Source organism: Mucilaginibacter sp. P5_A4 (assembly GCF_056400605.1).
In genome coordinates this window covers 58,718-75,983 of record NZ_JBFUKX010000015.1, presented here as the reverse complement: position 1 = coordinate 75,983, position 17,266 = coordinate 58,718, and the positions used below count along the sequence as shown (strand labels likewise).

The following is a 17,266-nucleotide window of genomic DNA, read 5'->3' as shown; positions in this document are numbered from 1 at the left end:
AATTAAATTTTTAATAAATGATGATTAATTTTTAAACCGCGTACGAGAATTTTTGCTGTAACCAGGTAAAACACCTATCCAGCAATGAGCCTACTACTCCTATTATAATAATAGCTACTAAAATTTTTGCTACGCTGCCCCCGTTAAATCCCTCTTCCCAAACAAAGTTGCCCAGGCCAATTCCTCCCGAAAGCATTTCGCCGGCAACAATTACCATCCAGGCAATACCTATAGATAGCCTTAGGCCGGTAATAATATGAGGCAAACTAAATGGCAACAATATTTTGGTAAGATATTTCCACTTTGAAAAACCGAAGGCCTTGCTCACATTTTTATGATCCTGCGGAATATGCGAAGCGCCGAAAGCCGCATTGATTAAAGTGGGCCATAAACAGCATATAAAAATCATGAAAATACTGGCCTTTGGCGAGTCCTGGAAAATGGCCAGCCCTAATGGGAACCAGGCCAGGGGCGAAACAGGTTTTAAAATTTGCACCATCGGGTTAATAACCCGCATAGCTATTTTGCTGCTCCCCATAATTAAGCCAATGGGTATTGCAAATAAACTGCCCAAACCAAAACCAATGCTTACCCGGCTAAGCGAGCTTAGCAGTTTGGTACCTATCCCTTTCTGGTCGGCATCGTTTTGAAATGGATGCTGTATTACCTCCTTAAAAACAGTCCAGGTAGCCGATGGCGCAGGAATTTCGTTTTTAGTGAGCTTAGCTATTAAAGCCCATATACCGCCCATAATGATCATGCCTGCCAGGAAATAGCCTACCGACAGGGCTGTTTTTACTGAAAATAATTGCTTCATATCATTTTAATGTTTTGGTAAAACCTGCCGGGCCATATAATCCCGGCAGGTTTTTTCCATGTTAAATAACTATTCAAACTATTTTTTTGAACCGGCTATATATGGAGCCGGGTTTTTAGGATCAAAAACTATAGTTTCCAGGTTTGTTTTAAARGGTTTCATATCCTCCTGCACAGGTACTCCCATGCTTTTGGCAACCTCGCTGTATAAATCATCCAGGATTAATTTTTGCGCTACCGCAGAATAATCCGGCGCAGTACTGATCATCCCAAAACGCATGTACTGAGCCATAAACCAAATACCGTATGATAGCTTTGGCGTATTTACCGCGCCATTGTTGTAAAACAACATATAATCATCCTTGTATTTTTGAACGCCCAGGTCGCAGCCAATTTCTGTTGAACCCATTAACCGGGCCTCAATAACCTGTACCGGTGCATTCACATAATTTGGTTTGCTTAGTAACAACGCTGCTTTTTTGCGGTTGCTCATTACATCAAGCCATTTACAGGCTTCAATAATGGCTTTCATCACATTTTTAAGATCCTCTTTATCGGTTTCGGCAAAAGCCTTGTTGGCTACCAGCGCTTTTTCGGGATGGTTTTTCCAGATGTCCTGGCTGGATATTTGGGTAAACCCAATTCCTTGTGTTGCGGCTACGCCGTTCCAGGGTTCGCCTACGCTAAAGCCTTCCATGTTATCCACTTTCATGTTGGCTACCATTTGCGGCGGCGGTATGGTGATAATACCTACCGATTTTGAATTTACACCGCAGGCTGCCAGCCAGTTGCGCAACCATATATCGTGCGTTCCGCCCGGAAACGTCATGGCAAAGGTTACTTCTTTACGGGCCTTTACAGCTTTAATGGCACCGGCCACTTTTTTCAGGTCCCTGAAACCAACCAGTCCGCAAAAATCTTTCGACAAGGTTATAGCCTGGCCATTATTATTAAGGATCATGGCTATCTTCATTTCAGACCCGGCTTTACCACCAATACCTGTGTACACCGAAAAAGGCATAGAAAACAGACAATGCGCAGCATCCAGTTCGCCATTTAATATTTTATCGCGGATAACCGCCCATGATGCTTCTTTTGATAGCTGCACATCAACACCATATTTGGCAAAAAAGCCCATTTCCTTTGCAATTACCAACGGGGCACAGTCTGTTAACGGGATAAAACCCAGCTTAACTACTTTTTTGGGTGGGTTGGCAGCAGCGCCGCTTATCATAAGTAAAGCGCACAAACACCATGATAGCATGGGCTTGTAATATTTTTGTATATATATATTCATTGCAGGCATTTTAAGTTTTATGATTTAGTTATTGTTTGATAGCTACCGGTTTACTGTAAAAAAAGTCGGGTGTAAATTTCAACATTACATAAGCCCAGGTACCTGTTTTATTAAAGGTTGCGGCAGTAGCATCGTTTACAGCTTGTGCTTTAGCAAACGGCATACTGTCTGTAGCTTTCATCAACGAGTAAGCCAATTCAATATTGGTAAACTTGTTCATGTTATAGCTTAACTGCAGATCGGCCTCTTTACCCAGGTTTCTTTTAATAATTGTGCCATCTGCTTTTTTCATATCCTGGTTCAGTGAAAAGGAATGCAGATCCAGACCTAATGCAAAAGTGTTGGCAGTATATTTAAATTTAACATAAGGGTTACTTAAACCGCCTTTAGGCGATCCGGTGCCTGCATAAAAATAATCCATATAGCCCCAAAACTTGTGAGGTGTGCCATACAACGGATCAAATGAGTTGTTTTTACCTAAGGCTATATCGGAAGTTTTAGTACCCGAAAGCACATCATAACCAGGGGTTATGCTAAAGAGGTCTTTTTGATAAGTTGCAGCGATAGTATAATGAAACGCACTCATCTTTTTACCATCCCTGTCGTTACCCGATTGGCGGTAGTAGGCACCCTGTATAGCTATTTTGCCAAAGCCAGAGGCGTTGCCAATAGTGGGGCTAAGCATTAAACCATAGGTATAACGTTTGTTGATACCATAGTCATAAGTATCGGTGGCGCTGCTTGGCACAAAACGCCTGCCGTAAACATATCCGGCGGTTGCGCTGCCTACCGAATCAAGGCGGTATTTACCAAAATTATCATTCAACAATAATATAGAAAGCTTAGTTTGATTAAACTTTTTACTGATATACAAACTGGTGAACGATTTGTAGTTTTGTGTTGCACCATTAGTACCGGCTGGGTTACTATATAAAGGTGTACCTGTTTTTGAACTGTTGTTTGCTGCGCTTCCTGCTGCAGTTAACGGAACAATACCGGCCGGAAGCGGTACCAGCGTACCTAAACTATTTTTAATATATGCAGGTAAATTACCTGGTAAATAATTGGTGTTGGTTACACCATTGGCATCGGTGTTTTGATTATAAGCAAAGCCAAGATCAACCTGCCAGCCGTGGTGCACGGCTTTTAATAATGCCATATCATGCTGGCGCGCCTGTTGTAGCCAATCGAGGTTACCAATAAGCCGCGAATCATCATAAATTAATTCCTGCCGTCCTATTTTAAAGGTAAGCAGATCTAATAACTTAAACCGTACGTTGGTATCGGCTTTATTGGCCAGGGTTAACTCGGCCCAGCCTTCATGTAACATAAGGCGGTTGCCATCAGCCGCCGATATGGTTGAAGCATCAGCCCCCCATACTCTTATATCCTGCACACTTACTCCAAATGTTAAAAGATCCCATTTATAACCAAAATTTAAACGGGTGCGCTGCGAAATAAAGTCGGCACTTTTTGCGCCCTTTGGTACAAGGTTGCCATAGCCGTCACGGGCTTCTCCCCGTATACGTAATTGCCCTGCCAGGCTGAACTGAGCCCTTACTGTGTTAAATTGAAAACTGCCTAAAATTAAAAATACGGCAAATACTATGAATTTATAGCGTACATTTTTATACATTTGAATTGGTTTTTTATTTGTTAAAGCGATTAAAAACTGTTTGGCCCTGCCTGGGAATGCGACCTCCCGACAGGGCTTTTTTATTATATTTTTTTTGTTTACACCATAGGCGACATCTTTTTTTTAATAATTCTGAATTTAATTTAATAAATATATCGTATTTAATGAATAAATGCAAATATTTGCAGCGCAAAGTTAATTTTTATGATTAAAATCATGTAATTATTGATTTTTTATCAAAATTTTAAATTTCATGGGTTTAAAAATTACGAAAATATGTTTTTGATAATTTTTTACTTAGCAAAAATTGAAAAATTGGCAATTAAATTCGATAAAAATCAATATTTATCAACTTAAACTGCTTAAACACTTCAAAATTTACCAAACAACTCGATTTTTATCGCTATTTTTAATAAAAAACAAGAGAAATTACTTACTAAATGAAAAAGAACATTCAATGCGACAACCAAACTTGTACTTTATGCAAAAGCTGTATAAAAGAATGGTTGCCAGCCATTGCCGCAAACAGAAAAAACTTCAGAGTTAAGAAAGGACAGGTTATTTTTAGCGAAGGCGACCCGGTTACCGGAATCTATTTTGTGTACCAGGGAAATGTGAAAGTTCACAAAAAATGGGGCTCAGATAAGGAACTCATCATCCGTTTTGCCAATAAAGGAGCCATTTTTGGGCACAGGGTGTTAGGAAAACACGCAACTCATTACCCTATTTCGGCAACAGCGCTTGAGAATGGTATTATATGTTACGTTGATATGGAGTTTTTTGAGGCAACTTTAAAAGTAAACCCTCAATATACCTACCAACTGATGTTATTTTTTGCCGATGAATTACAGGAAGCAGAAAAAAAGATGCGCAACCTGGCACATATGCCTGTTAAAGGGCGCGTTGCCCATGCTTTGGTATCTCTAAAAGATCAGTTTGGCATTAACGAAGATGGCCATATTGATATTGAACTCACCCGCCAGGACCTGGCCTCTTATGCCGGTGCAACTTATGAAACAGTTTTCAGGGTGGTGAACGAGCTGACCCAGGAAGAAATCATCAGCACCAACGGCAAAAAGATCAGCATTGTTAACCAAGAAAAATTATTTGTTTTAACACAGGATACCAACCAGTAGCATACGCACACCCAGAGACGGGTTGCCCGTTTGTGTATAAAAAAAACAGGCGTTGACTCTATCGGAGTCCCGCCTGTTTTAATCTTAATTATTTGTAGGTATTTGCCTTAAGCGATACCCACAAATACCTTACCGTCTGCAACTTTTACAGGATAGGTTTTAATAACCAATTCCTCTTCGCCAATACATTCGCCAGTAAGTAATGAGAATGCTTTTTTATGAAAAGGACAAGCTACTTTTGGCTCGCAACTTTCACCGGCACTGCCTATCATTCCCCGCGAAATAGCCATTTGCTGTTTATGCGGACAAAGATTTTGAGTTGCATACCACTCACCCCTGCGGGTAAAATTAAAAATAGCTATCTGCTCATCGCCATGCTTTACGCACGATCCGCCATTTTCGGGCACATCATCTACATAACATGCCAGTATCCATTGTGTTGCTATTGTTGTTTCCATTGTGTTATATTTTTATTAGCCCAACACGTCCTTTCTAAAACATGCCGCCTTCTTTTTTGACTTTTTGAATTTTAACTTAAAAACCTACCACTCTTTAGCCCGCACCTGCTCGCGCATTGGTTCAAACTGTGCATGTGGATCTTTTTCTTCGGGAGCGTTTATAAAGTGAGCAAAACGTTTGCGCATTCCAGGGCTTTCAATCACCTCTTTCCACTCGCAGTGATAGGTATCTACCAGCGCCTGCATTTCTTCTTCCAGTTGTTCGGCCAGGCCAAGACTATCGTTTACAATCACATTTTTAAGATAGCTCATTCCGCCATCCAACTTGTTAAGCCAGGTTGCAGTACGGGTTAGCGGGTCAGCGGTTTTGATATAAAACATCAGGAACCTATCAAGGTATTTGATACAGGTTGCACTATCAATATCGGTAGCCAGCAATTGGGCATGCTGTGGTTTAGATCCACCATTACCGCATATGTAAAGGTTCCAGCCCTTTTCGGTTGCTATAATTCCAAAATCTTTTGACTGCGCTTCGGCACATTCACGTACGCAGCCACTTACGCCACCTTTAAGTTTGTGCGGCGCGCGGATACCTTTATACCTATCTTCAATCTCAATAGCGAAAGTTACGCTATCATGCAAACCAAACCGGCACCAGGTACTGCCTACGCAACTTTTTACGGTACGTAAAGCTTTGCCATAGGCGTGCCCGCTTTCGAAACCGGCATCTATCAGCTCTTCCCATATCAATGGCAGATCGCTCAAATGCGCACCGAACATATCAATACGCTGCCCTCCGGTTATTTTGGTATAAAGCCCGTATCTTTTAGCTACCAGGCCAATCACAATTAATTTATCCGGAGTTATCTCACCACCAGGTATGCGCGGCACCACAGAATAAGTACCACCTTTTTGAATATTTGCTAAAAACCGGTCGTTACTATCCTGTATAACTTCCTGTTTTACTATTACATCATTCCAAAGGCTTGATAATATACTGGCAACAACAGGCTTGCAAACTTCGCAGCCGTCTCCTTTACCATAATGATCAAGCACCAGGTCATAATTTTTCAGTCCGTTTATTTTTACAAGGTCAAAAAGCTCCTGCCTTGAATAATCAAAATGCTCACATATCACATTTTTGATATACTGCCCGTTGGCCTTCAAGGTTCCTGCAATCAGGTCTTTCACCATTGGCACACAGCCACCGCAGCCGGTACCAGCTTTGGTGCATTTTTTCATCCCATCAATACCGGTAACGCCACCTTCATTCACTGCCGAGCAGATTGCCGATTTGGTTACCGCCTCGCACGAGCAGATAAGCGCATCATCGGGCAGGCTCATTACGCCGGCACCTTCACTTACAGCGCCACCTCTTGAACCCAGGATAAGATCCTCAGGATCGGGAGGAAGAACAATTTTATTATTCACAGTTTGCAGCAACATATTATAGGCATCAGCATCACCTATTAATATACCACCCAAAAGCTGCTTACCATCATTGGAGATGTTAATACGCTTGTAAATACCTTTGTGCGTATCCTCAAACAAAATGGTACGACAATCCGGCTCGGTTATAAAAGCATCACCAAAGCTGGCTACATCAACACCAATCAACTTTAGCTTGGTGCTCATATCGTATCCGTAGAAAGATTTATCCACCTCGGTTAAATGAGCAGCCACAATATCAGCCATCTCATAACCGGGCGCAACCAAACCGTATATCATTCCTTCATACAAAGCACATTCGCCAATGGCATAAATGCTTGCATCGCTGGTTTTCATTTTTTCGTTCACAATGATACCACCACGGGTGCCTACATGTAAACCGGCAAGTTTTGCCAGCTCATCGCGCGGACGGATACCGGCAGAGATTACCAGCATATCAACCGCAAGCTGACTATCATCATTAAAGCGAAGTGATTCGATCTTTTTTTCGCCAACAATTGCAGCGGTACTTTTATTTAAATGAATGTGCAAACCCAGCTGGCTAAGCTTCAACTGCAGCATACTGCTACCGGCCGAATCTATTTGCCTTGGCATTAACCGCGGGGCAAATTCAATTACATGCGTTTCTTCGATACCCAGATCAATCAAGGCTTTGGYAGCTTCAAGTCCGAGCAACCCACCACCCATTACCGCCCCGCATTTTGCATTAGCGGCACAGGCTTTTATCAACTCCAGATCTTCGATAGTACGGTAAACAAATACCCCCTCTTTTTCGATCCCCGGAATATCGGGCACAAAAGCAGATGAACCGGTAGCTAAAACCAGGTAATCATATTTTAAGGTAACACCTTTTAATGAGTGGATTGTTTTCTCAGTACGGTTGATCTCCTGGATAGGATCGTCAAGATGAAGCGCGATGTCATTATCGGCATACCACGATAAAGTGGAAAGCGACAGATCATCGGCAGTTTTGCCATTAAAATATTCGCTCAGGTGCACCCTGTCATAAGCGTGACGGKGCTCTTCGCCAAAAACAATTATTTGGAACTGGGTTGATCTGGCTAAAAGTTTTTCACAAAACTTGTAACCCACCATACCGTTGCCAACAACAATGATGGTTGGTTTTGACATATCGAAATTTTTTAAATGTTAAAGCAATTTTCAAACCTAAATGCATCCAATTACGACCTTGATTACATTTACACTACAATTATAACTCAAAAAAACGTCAAATAAAAATTTAAATTCATTTTTTTATTAAATAAATCATGTTTATTGACATTTTAATTCATAATTTAGAGGTATTAATATATTTTACATCATCAATAAAGATTATTTTATTGATAAATTTAAGACTTTGGCAAAATCACCCAAATAAAATCAGCCATTATCTGATTTTTTAGCCACAAATTTGAAAATATGCAAAATAAAATACAAAAACCCGAACTATTTGTGATTGGAGCCGGTCCGGGAGACCCAGRATTGATAACAATGAAGGGATATAAGGTACTTCAACAGGCAAAAGTTATTCTATATGATAACCTTGCTAATAAAGAATTGCTGGATATAAGCCCGGAGGATTGCGAAAAGGTATATGTTGGCAAACAACCTTACGGCGATTATACTCCACAGGAAACCATTCATGAGCTTATAAAACATTACGCTTTTACCAAAGGCAGCGTGGTAAGGTTAAAAGGTGGCGATCCGTTTATATTCGGCAGGGGGTTTGAAGAAATCATTTACGCCCGCGAGCATGGCATTACAACGCACTATATACCGGGCATTACCAGTATGCAGGCATCGGGTTGTGAGGATATCCCGCTCACCCATCGTTCGGTAAGTGAAAGTGTATGGATGGTTACCGGCACAAAAAAGGACGGACGGTTATCTGCCGACCTTAACCTGGCGATGCAAAGCAACGCTACCGTAGTTATATATATGGGTATGAAAAAGCTGGAAGAAATTGCAGCAGCTTATATAGCTGCAGGCCGTGGCGATACCCCCGCAGCTATTATACAGCATGCATCGCTGCCAAAACAAAAATCGGCAAAGGGGGTGGTTAAAGACCTGGTAACAATTGCTGCAGAACACCAACTTACGTACCCGGCCATCATTATTATTGGCGATGTAGTTAATGTTAAAAATTAAGAATTGATATGAAGATCAGGATAAAAGGAAACTCCCTGCGGTACAGACTTACCAAAACCGATGTTGAACAATTTGACAAGGATGGGTATATTGAGGAAACAACCACTTTTGGTACACAGGTATTTAAATATGCACTACAACGGTCCATTACCGAAGTTTTAACAGCAAGCTTTAATAACAATACCATAACCATGTACATGCCGGCGGCAATGGCCAACAATTGGACGGGTTCTGATCGTGTTGGGTGTGAAAGCAACAGCAGCTCTTTATATCTGCTGGTTGAAAAAGATTTTAAGTGTTTGGATAATGTAGCTGAAGACCAGAGCGACAATTACCCAAACCCACTGGCATTTCAAGTCAGATAACCCCGAATTGGAAAAGCCCTGATCAATTGCGGATCAGGGAACTTTAACGGCTTGCCGGGCCAGTAAATGCCATCCGGATTTGTTTTTTACCCATACCAGCAATATTCCAATTTTAACCGTACCCGGACCTTTACCGGCATCATTGGTAGCGGCAGATAAAATATGCCTTACTATGGCCGTATTACCCGATATGGTAATTTTTTGGTCAGATAGATCGATGGTAACAAAGTCTGAAGCGCCGCTGGTTATACTATGTATAAATTCCTTTTTAGTTTGCAGCATACCACCCGAATGACCATAACTGAGGCTATCTGCTGTTAATCCGTCCAATGCCAGGCTGTCGGCATCAACCATAGCTTTACGCAGGCTTTCTACTGCCGCAGCAACCTCTTTAACTGATTTTTTTGACTGGGCCTTTACCAGCTCCGGCGTTACGCTGTTTATCATAATCAAGCAAAACAAAAATTTAATTCCTGAACTAATTTTCATGACTTTATAAATTGGTTAATAGCATATTTTTTAACAATATATCATTTTTTGATCAAAAACGTTTGCACTACCGGTACCGCCGTTTGCAGTTTTGGCTCATTGCTGTTACCATACTGCCAGGCTACTACCGTAACCTTTACAGGGAAGCGGCTGCGTGGCGGAATTGCAGTAAGGTTTACCCTGTTCCCGGTTATGTCAGCAGGGCCGTCCTGGATATAAAAGTACACAGGAACGCCGGCATCTGAGACAGCTTGCAGCATTATATTTTTAGCTCCCGATGCCTGATCTGGAATTGGAGAAAATGTAATATGTTGTTCTTTTCCCTGTGTATTACGCGGGGGAACCACCATTTGCGATTGTTGTACAGCAGGTTTATATTCGGCATCACCCGGATGGGTAGCTGCAAACCATAATTCGTAACTGTGCGGGTTTTCCCAGTAACCTAATTGCGGATGCAACCGGAAAGTGGTATCATTAAGCTTAATAACCGGGCCGGTTATCCTGTCAATACGGATGGGTTTGCCTGATAGCGAATGACCAATTTTACTACCAACAGACATATCTGCCCAAACGGGTAACCTTGGGCTACCGCCAGCTACGGTATCATAAAACGCGGCTTTTAATTTAAAAGTAATACCATCGGCTTCCGGCTCAAATTTAAGATTAACCTGCTGGTGGGTGTTCCGCTGTTCAACCATTTTACCATGCTGAACATAACCTATCAGCTGCGGCTTTTGGTTGCGGTGTTTTGCTTCATAATTTAAAGTTGCTTTAGCTGTCTCTTCATCAAAATACCAGAAAGCCTGGCCCTGGTCGCCTTTGTATTCATTTACCGGAGCAGGTTTGGCCATGGGCAATTGGTTGTAGCGCCATTTATCAGCCAGCCAGCCTTGTTTTGTGGGGTCAATTTTCACCAAAACAGGCGCCTCGCCCACCGGGGTACTTTTAGGTAAACGATATTGAACCGCCTTTTTTATATAAAAAGCTATGTAGGCAATCTTTTCTTCGGTGGCGGCAAAATGACCCTGGGCCGGACTGGCCAGCATGCTCAGCGGCATCAGCGGATGCTGCCGGCGTTCTTTTAACCCTTCATCCGACCAGGTATTTGCCGCCTCGTACTCTCCCATAGTTTCCAAACCTGGTATATAATCAATATTTTGATCCTTATTCCAGATATCCGGCAAAAACTGGTTTCGTACATAAGGCCATTGCCCGCTTACGGATATACAAGCCAGCGTGCGCCCGGGGTTCCAGGCGGCAAAATAGTAGGGAACACTTGCCATGGCGGAATGGCCCATGGGTATTACCGGCGCTAATTTTAGCTCATCATAACCCGATGCTAATGCCAGATCGTCCATTATTTTGTTAAACTGCTCCCCTGCGCCTTCGTTAAATAAAAATTTTCCGTTAAATGCCGGGCTTACCCATATCTCGGCAATGCCCAGCTTACCCATTTTTGCCCTGAAATTTTCACTTTCCAGTATGGATTGCTCCTCCATGTTATTCTGCGCAAAAACAACAGCCTTTACACTTTTACAGTTCGGCGGAATCCATAAAAACGCCCGTGCCTGCCCCGGGTTTTCCTTAGCATCCCTTACCTGTACAGACCATTGCCATACCTGGGCTTCAACCGAAGGAACTAAAAGAGCAATCAATATTAAAACTATAATACACCTGGCTGCTTTCACATTACTCGGGTTTAATACCTATTTTAGTAAAGGGCATTACCGGCATATCAAACTGAACGCTATGTTGCTTTCCGGTTATCACCTTTTTGCCGGTTATGGTTACCGGCTTACCACTAATACTATAATTCAGGACAACATTCTTTCCTGGGGCATAATCGTCAGGAACTTTTAAAATAACCTCCTGATCGGCTGTAAAGTAAAGCTGGTTGTTGCTGAACCTTAACGCGGCCGAAGACGGGACATTTGATTGTAAACCATAACCACCTTTTTGCAAACTATAACCATTGCCTAAAAAAAGGAAGCCGGTTTTATCTGCTTTTAGCCTCACCACGCTGTATATGCCCTTAAAACTTATGTCATGATAAATAGTCGTTGCGTTACCTTCATCTACCATAATATAGTCGCTTAATCCATTTTTGCTTTCAACCAGCAAGCCGGTAAACGTACTATCTGCACTGGTGGCAGTAAAGGAAGATATCTTATTAATGGTGCTACCTGCTGCTCCCGCTGATGGCTCATATATTGCGGCAAATGGCTTGTTCCAGGCTTCGCCGTTTTGGCGCACTACAACAGTTGGCAATGGCATGTTGGCAATACTATCCGGTATCATCTCATTACCGCGCCATGAGCGGGATGGCGGGGCCTTAACGCTGAATATTTCCCTGCCGGGGTAACCTTTCATCCACATATTCATAGCTACCGGCTGCCTGCCCGGGATCTGCAGGTCAAATCTGGCCTTAAAATCATTTGAGGAGGTGATAGCTTTTTTATCCCACCAATAATCATAGCCCATTAACTCAACGTTGGCAAAGGTGAGTTTATCCGTAGCTTTCAACGCTAAGGTCTGGCCCAAACTATCTGACAGGGTAACCTGCTGACCCAGGTTATGGTAAATGTAATCATGGTATTTATCTCCGCCGAGTTTTTTCTTTGAACGGAAAATATCAACGTAATAGCCGGAGCTATCTCCTGTACGTATGATACTCATCAGCCTGTTTTGATCGGCATTTGTTTCGGGCTCCAGGAAGCTTACGTCAGAAAAGGTTACATCGAGGAAATAACCATCAACCCTCCCGGACTGCGGGTAACAGGCCATTAATTGCAAGGGGTGATTACTCTTCATGGTTGGGTACGATGAAATACCATCAACCACTACGGTGTTATGCGCCGGAAACTGGGAATAATATTCGGCATAGTCCGTTTGGAAATAACTGCCACCTATACCACCTTCGGGAGCCATTATAAGCCCTTTTCCATAAAGCTCCATAGCAATGCCGTTGGCGTGCGCATGATTGCCCGAGGAGCCTGCCTGCGATATCATTAACCCGTTATTTACATCCAAACCATTTCGCAACACCATCCAGCTTACATTAGGCGACCAAAATGTGGCGGTTAAGTAATCGCCGGGTTTACCGGCAGGTATTTTTTCGGAAAGGGTTAAAGGCGGACTGGCAAACAACGCGTTAAAACCGCCTCGTTTGGGCGCTTCCTTTTGCGTGTTTTCAACGCCTATTTGCTGAATGGTTTTCAGCATCCTGGTGTAAGTGGCCTCTTGTCCTGTTTTATGATATAACCGTGCATTCCTGATCATATCTTCAATGCCGCGGGTTGGTAAATGACCATAGTGAGTATCGCCAAAACCAACAATATAACCATTGGGATAAAGGTACTGCGCCTGCGCCAATACTGCTTTTGGTAAAACAGGCATCTGTGGTAAAAAATCAATTTTTAAAGTGCGGTCAAAAAAGCCAACAAAACCCGTAAAATCACCCAGAACGTTAACGGAGTAGCCAGGACACTCGGACCAGATTGCGGTATTAGGGTCATACCCTTTTCTTAACAAATCCATAAGCGCCCATTGGCGGGTATTGGTTTTATTGAGTACCTGGTCAAGGTAGTACTGGCAGCCTTTGCCATCGGCATACCGATCATTATCATCAAGTACCAGGGCAATATTGGCTACAAACCGGGCTTCAATCAAATCCCAGTTATTAAACGGGACGCCATTTTTAACGATGATATCGGCCCATTTTTTTAAAGCGCCCGCGTATAATGCTTTTTTATCATTATGCTTTTTATCGATGTAATTATATAACAAGTCATAACATGCGGTAAGCGGTTCAACTATATCCTCATGAATTACTTCAAATGCAGATAAACCCACCAGCGTTTGATCGTGTCCGCGGTTTAAGTCTACTGGTTCGTTACGGTAATAAATGCCGGTTACGTAAGTATTGAAAATATCATAGGCAAACCTGGCATACTTTTCATCGCCGGTGTACCAGTATATCATAGCAGCATCGCGGGCTTTATTCATGATATCAATGTTGATAGATTCAATAATACGGCCGGTTTTTGATTGATCTACCCATTCCCATGGTTTACCTGGGGCTGTTTTATTTTGAAGATAAATTTTACCATCCTGATCCATATATGGCTTAATATCATCCAAAGCCGGGTGCGAATATGCAGTTGCCACGTCCCTTGTACCCGTAAAACGAACGGTAGGTACGGGCGCTTTTCCCGATGCATAAGCATAAACGCCGTTCTTGATGTAAACATCGGTTGAGTGTTCCTTCCAGTACATTTGAAGGCGGGAAACTATCCATGTACTATCAGTTTGATGGCGGATAACATAGGGTTTCACTTCGTTATCAATACTTTGGTAAGTAGTTTTAGCCCAGGCTTCTTTTTCAATCAGTTTTTTCAGCTGATCTTTCCCTGTCCGTGCATCAGTAACCAGCCTTGGACGGAATGGACTGATATGAGCAGGTATTGCTATATTTTGGGCCCGAAGGCGAGCAGGGCTAAGCATTACAGCCCACAGCATAGCCATACTAAAAAAACCTATTTTAATACTTTTCAATCGCATATCTTTAGTCACTTATTATAACCTTGAATTGACGTTAGCCTTTAGTCGAAAGCCTTAAGTTCGAAGTCAAAAAGAATAAATCCGACTTACAACTTACGACTTAGTGCTGTTGACTTAACACTGTTTCCTATTTTGCATCTACCCTGAACCAATCAAAATCGGCATATCCGCCTAAACGTACACCAAGGTTGCTTGTACAAAACAGCCCAACCTTTGCCCCTATCCATTTATCCTGCTTAGCATAAAAATCCTGACCTATTGATTTAAAATTTATACCGTCCTCACTGTAACTGAAAGCGCAGCGTGCACCGGGAGCTATTACGCTTACCTTTAAATACGCAACGGATGTGCTTATTCTTTTTTCGTCGATTATTTCTTCGGTACCGCCGTTCAGCGCGTTTTTGCAGACCACCTGGCTTATTTTATATCCTTTTTCATCTTTGGTGATGGATAAATAAGCATAATCATTACCCGTAATTATCAATCCTGCTTTTTTACCCTGCCAAACATCCCACTCCACTTTATAATCAACTTTGGTAACAGCAGTAAAATTTGGAGCCGGGAATTTTTGCAGCAGTAAATTTGGAACCGGCCAAAGGTTAACAGCGTCCTTATCATGCGGAATAGCAAACAATCTTAAATAACAACTTCCGGGTATTTGGGCGCTCCACTGTAGTTTGGGGTTGGCATGCCATTGCCATTGCAAACCTGGTGATTCGCTGTTAAACTCGTCACTTTCTGCCGGCGTTTCTATAGGATATACTTTACCAACGTCGGGCTTTTTAAAGGTGAGCACAGGTTCTCCTTTACCGTCCCCATCTATATCATTCCCTATTACGGGCCAGTCATTCACCCATTTTACAGGCTCCAGGTAAACTATACGTCCGTAAGGACCTTTGTCCTGGAAATGAATAAACCAGGGCTGCCCGGTTTGGGTTTCTACCAATGCCCCCTGGTGCGGCCCGTTTACATCGGTTTTACCCTGATCCATAACCACTTTATTTTCATACGGGCCATAAATGCTTTTCGCCCTTAATACCAGCTGCCAGCCGGTTGCTACCCCACCAGCGGGGGCAAAAATGTAATAATAACCGTTTTGCTTATATAACTTAGGCCCTTCAATAGTATGGTTTTTACCATGCCCGTCAAAAACATGTTTACCCTCATCGGTCACTTTGGTTCCATCAGCATCCATTTTAAAAACGGTGATCAGGCTGTTTACGCCCGCGCGGCTACCTGCCCAGGCAACAGCGAGGTAAGCTTTGCCGTTATCATCCCATAGCGGTGCAGGGTCTATGATCCCTTTTCCGGGTAAAACCAACACGGGCTTTTCCCAGTCACCGGCCGGATTTTTAGTTTTGACCATGAAAACACCGTAATCAGGATCTGGATAGTAAATAAAAAATTCATCATTATGATGCCTTATGCTGGGTGCCCAAACACCTTTGCCATGCTGCGGCAGATCATATACAGCCTCGGGTTCCTGTTTTTTTAAGGCATAGTTGATCACTTTCCAATTTACAAGGTCTTTAGAGTGTAAAATGGGTAGGCCCGGTGTACAGTTAAAACTCGACGCAACCATATAATAATCGCTCCCAACCCTGATAGCATCCGGATCCGAATAATCGGCATATAAAATAGGGTTCTTGTATTTTCCATTACCCAGATCGGCAACCCACACTTTTGACAACGCAGCGCTTTGCGCGCGGGCTAATGATGATAATACCGATAATATCATCATTAAAACCAGCATCTTATATTTACCGGCATTTCCAGCATTCAGAATAAACTTAATTTTTTTGCTGCTCTGCATATTTCTGAATTTACTTAGCGTGACCAACCAACATATCCCTCACCATTAAGGGCAAAACCGGGCTGGCATAGAAAGAATTAAACCCATTTTTCATTTGAAAAACCCGGGCCAGGAAAAAGCCATATACCTTATTTTTTTTATCGATCCAGGGATATGCCCCGGCCCAGCTTGGGCTACTGATCAGTGTTGCCTCACCATTGGTGTCAACTTCCTCACGCCATTCGCCTAAACCGTAAATATCGTTGCGATTGCTGCCCCGGGTTTTCATGATATATTGCTCTGTAAACGGCGCACCGTTTACCTGGTCTGCCTGCATTTGTTCAATAGCTTTTACAGACAATATTCTTTTGCCTTTATACTCGCCATTATTCATAATCATGTTTAAAAAGTTTGCATAATCACGAAGGCTGGTTCTTGCGCCACCACCCAGCATAGGGCTTTGGCCGCCAACATCGCTAACCGGTGTAAAATGTGTGGCTCTCATCTGCAAAGGGATAGCAATATTTTCCTGAAAAATGGTTTCCCAATCTTTACCCGTTGCCAGCTCGGCCATCCGGCCGGCTACCTGCATTGCCAGACCGCCATATTTAAATTTGGTTCCGGGCAGTGTATCTGCAGGCAGATCAACTATATGTGCAACCGATTCCTTTAATGTTTGATAATTATCGGCATGATTACCTGGCGGCTGATAATCAGGATAACCCGCTGTATGCGATAAAAGCTGGCGCAATGTTGCCTGGCCTTTAACATCTTTAAACTCCGGCAGCCATTTACTTACCCTATCATCCCATGAAAGCTTTCCCTGGTCAACAACTGCGGCTATGGTTGCAGCGGCAAGCCATTTCCCTGCAGAAGCAATATATGCTACCGATGCCGGGGTATAATCACCAAAATATTTTTCATGAATGGGTTGATTGTCTTTCGCTATAAGGATAGATGCTCCCTTATAGTAACCGCTATCTATCCAGCCGTTGATCTTGTTATCGATAACAGAGAAATCATAGGCTGTTTTTTTAGTGTGAGATTGCGCGGATACGGTAACTACATTCGCCAATAAACAGTAAAGCAACAAATTACCCATCGAATACCTTGTCATTGA

General features: G+C 42.6%; 13 protein-coding genes. 3 read left to right on the top strand and 10 right to left on the bottom strand.

Going from position 1 to position 17,266, the window contains the following annotated elements:
• Positions 1–31 precede the first annotated feature (31 nt).
• The 3 genes from AC1DQW_RS11630 to AC1DQW_RS11620 form a co-directional block, all read right to left on the bottom strand.
• On the bottom strand, positions 32–817 hold the full coding sequence (locus AC1DQW_RS11630) for an ABC transporter permease (RefSeq protein WP_477454232.1): 786 nt from the start codon (positions 815–817) through the stop codon (positions 32–34).
• Positions 818–895: 78 nt separating this feature from the next.
• Positions 896–2,113, bottom strand: a complete 1,218-nt coding sequence (locus AC1DQW_RS11625) for a CmpA/NrtA family ABC transporter substrate-binding protein (protein WP_477454231.1) — start codon at positions 2,111–2,113, stop codon at positions 896–898.
• Positions 2,114–2,141: 28 nt separating this feature from the next.
• Entirely contained in the window at positions 2,142–3,749 is a 1,608-nt protein-coding gene (locus AC1DQW_RS11620; protein ID WP_477454230.1) for an alginate export family protein, read from the bottom strand.
• A 440-nt stretch (positions 3,750–4,189) separates the two neighbouring features.
• On the opposite strand from AC1DQW_RS11620, the gene AC1DQW_RS11615 reads away from it, so the two are divergent.
• Positions 4,190–4,885, top strand: a complete 696-nt coding sequence (locus AC1DQW_RS11615) for a Crp/Fnr family transcriptional regulator (RefSeq protein ID WP_477454229.1) — start codon at positions 4,190–4,192, stop codon at positions 4,883–4,885.
• Between the two features lie 107 nt (positions 4,886–4,992).
• Here the strand turns inward: AC1DQW_RS11615 and nirD are convergent, their stop codons facing one another.
• Together nirD and nirB are read right to left on the bottom strand one after the other, a co-directional pair.
• Positions 4,993–5,343 carry a nitrite reductase small subunit NirD gene (gene nirD, locus AC1DQW_RS11610; RefSeq protein ID WP_477406928.1) on the bottom strand — a complete coding sequence of 117 codons (351 nt, stop codon included), beginning with the start codon at positions 5,341–5,343 and terminating at the stop codon, positions 4,993–4,995.
• Between the two features lie 84 nt (positions 5,344–5,427).
• Complete coding sequence (nirB, locus tag AC1DQW_RS11605; protein WP_477454228.1) at positions 5,428–7,923, bottom strand: nitrite reductase large subunit NirB; 2,496 nt, start codon at positions 7,921–7,923, stop codon at positions 5,428–5,430.
• Between the two features lie 288 nt (positions 7,924–8,211).
• Here nirB and cobA point away from each other — a divergent pair, with 288 nt between their 5' ends.
• Both cobA and AC1DQW_RS11595 read left to right on the top strand, forming a co-directional pair.
• Positions 8,212–8,940, top strand: coding sequence for a uroporphyrinogen-III C-methyltransferase (gene cobA, locus AC1DQW_RS11600; protein ID WP_477454227.1), 729 nt, complete (start codon positions 8,212–8,214; stop codon positions 8,938–8,940).
• 8 nt (positions 8,941–8,948) lie between these two features.
• Positions 8,949–9,305 carry a DUF7009 family protein gene (locus tag AC1DQW_RS11595; RefSeq protein WP_477454226.1) on the top strand — a complete coding sequence of 119 codons (357 nt, stop codon included), beginning with the start codon at positions 8,949–8,951 and terminating at the stop codon, positions 9,303–9,305.
• Positions 9,306–9,338: 33 nt separating this feature from the next.
• Here AC1DQW_RS11595 and AC1DQW_RS11590 read toward each other — a convergent pair whose 3' ends face one another.
• The 5 genes from AC1DQW_RS11590 to AC1DQW_RS11570 all read right to left on the bottom strand — a co-directional run bounded on the left by AC1DQW_RS11590 (position 9,339) and on the right by AC1DQW_RS11570 (position 17,263).
• Complete coding sequence (locus AC1DQW_RS11590) at positions 9,339–9,752, bottom strand: nuclear transport factor 2 family protein (RefSeq protein ID WP_477454225.1); 414 nt, start codon at positions 9,750–9,752, stop codon at positions 9,339–9,341.
• An 83-nt stretch (positions 9,753–9,835) separates the two neighbouring features.
• Entirely contained in the window at positions 9,836–11,482 is a 1,647-nt protein-coding gene (locus tag AC1DQW_RS11585) for a hypothetical protein (RefSeq protein WP_477454224.1), read from the bottom strand.
• 1 nt (position 11,483) lies between these two features.
• Positions 11,484–14,348 carry an endo-acting ulvan lysase-like protein gene (locus tag AC1DQW_RS11580; RefSeq protein ID WP_477454223.1) on the bottom strand — a complete coding sequence of 955 codons (2,865 nt, stop codon included), beginning with the start codon at positions 14,346–14,348 and terminating at the stop codon, positions 11,484–11,486.
• 133 nt (positions 14,349–14,481) lie between these two features.
• Positions 14,482–16,167: a glycoside hydrolase family 43 protein gene (locus AC1DQW_RS11575; RefSeq protein WP_477454222.1), complete on the bottom strand. Its 1,686-nt coding sequence runs from the start codon at positions 16,165–16,167 to the stop codon at positions 14,482–14,484.
• A gap of 10 nt (positions 16,168–16,177) precedes the next feature.
• A complete protein-coding gene (locus AC1DQW_RS11570) occupies positions 16,178–17,263 on the bottom strand; it encodes a serine hydrolase domain-containing protein (protein WP_477454221.1) in 1,086 nt (361 codons plus the stop codon).
• Positions 17,264–17,266 lie beyond the last annotated feature (3 nt).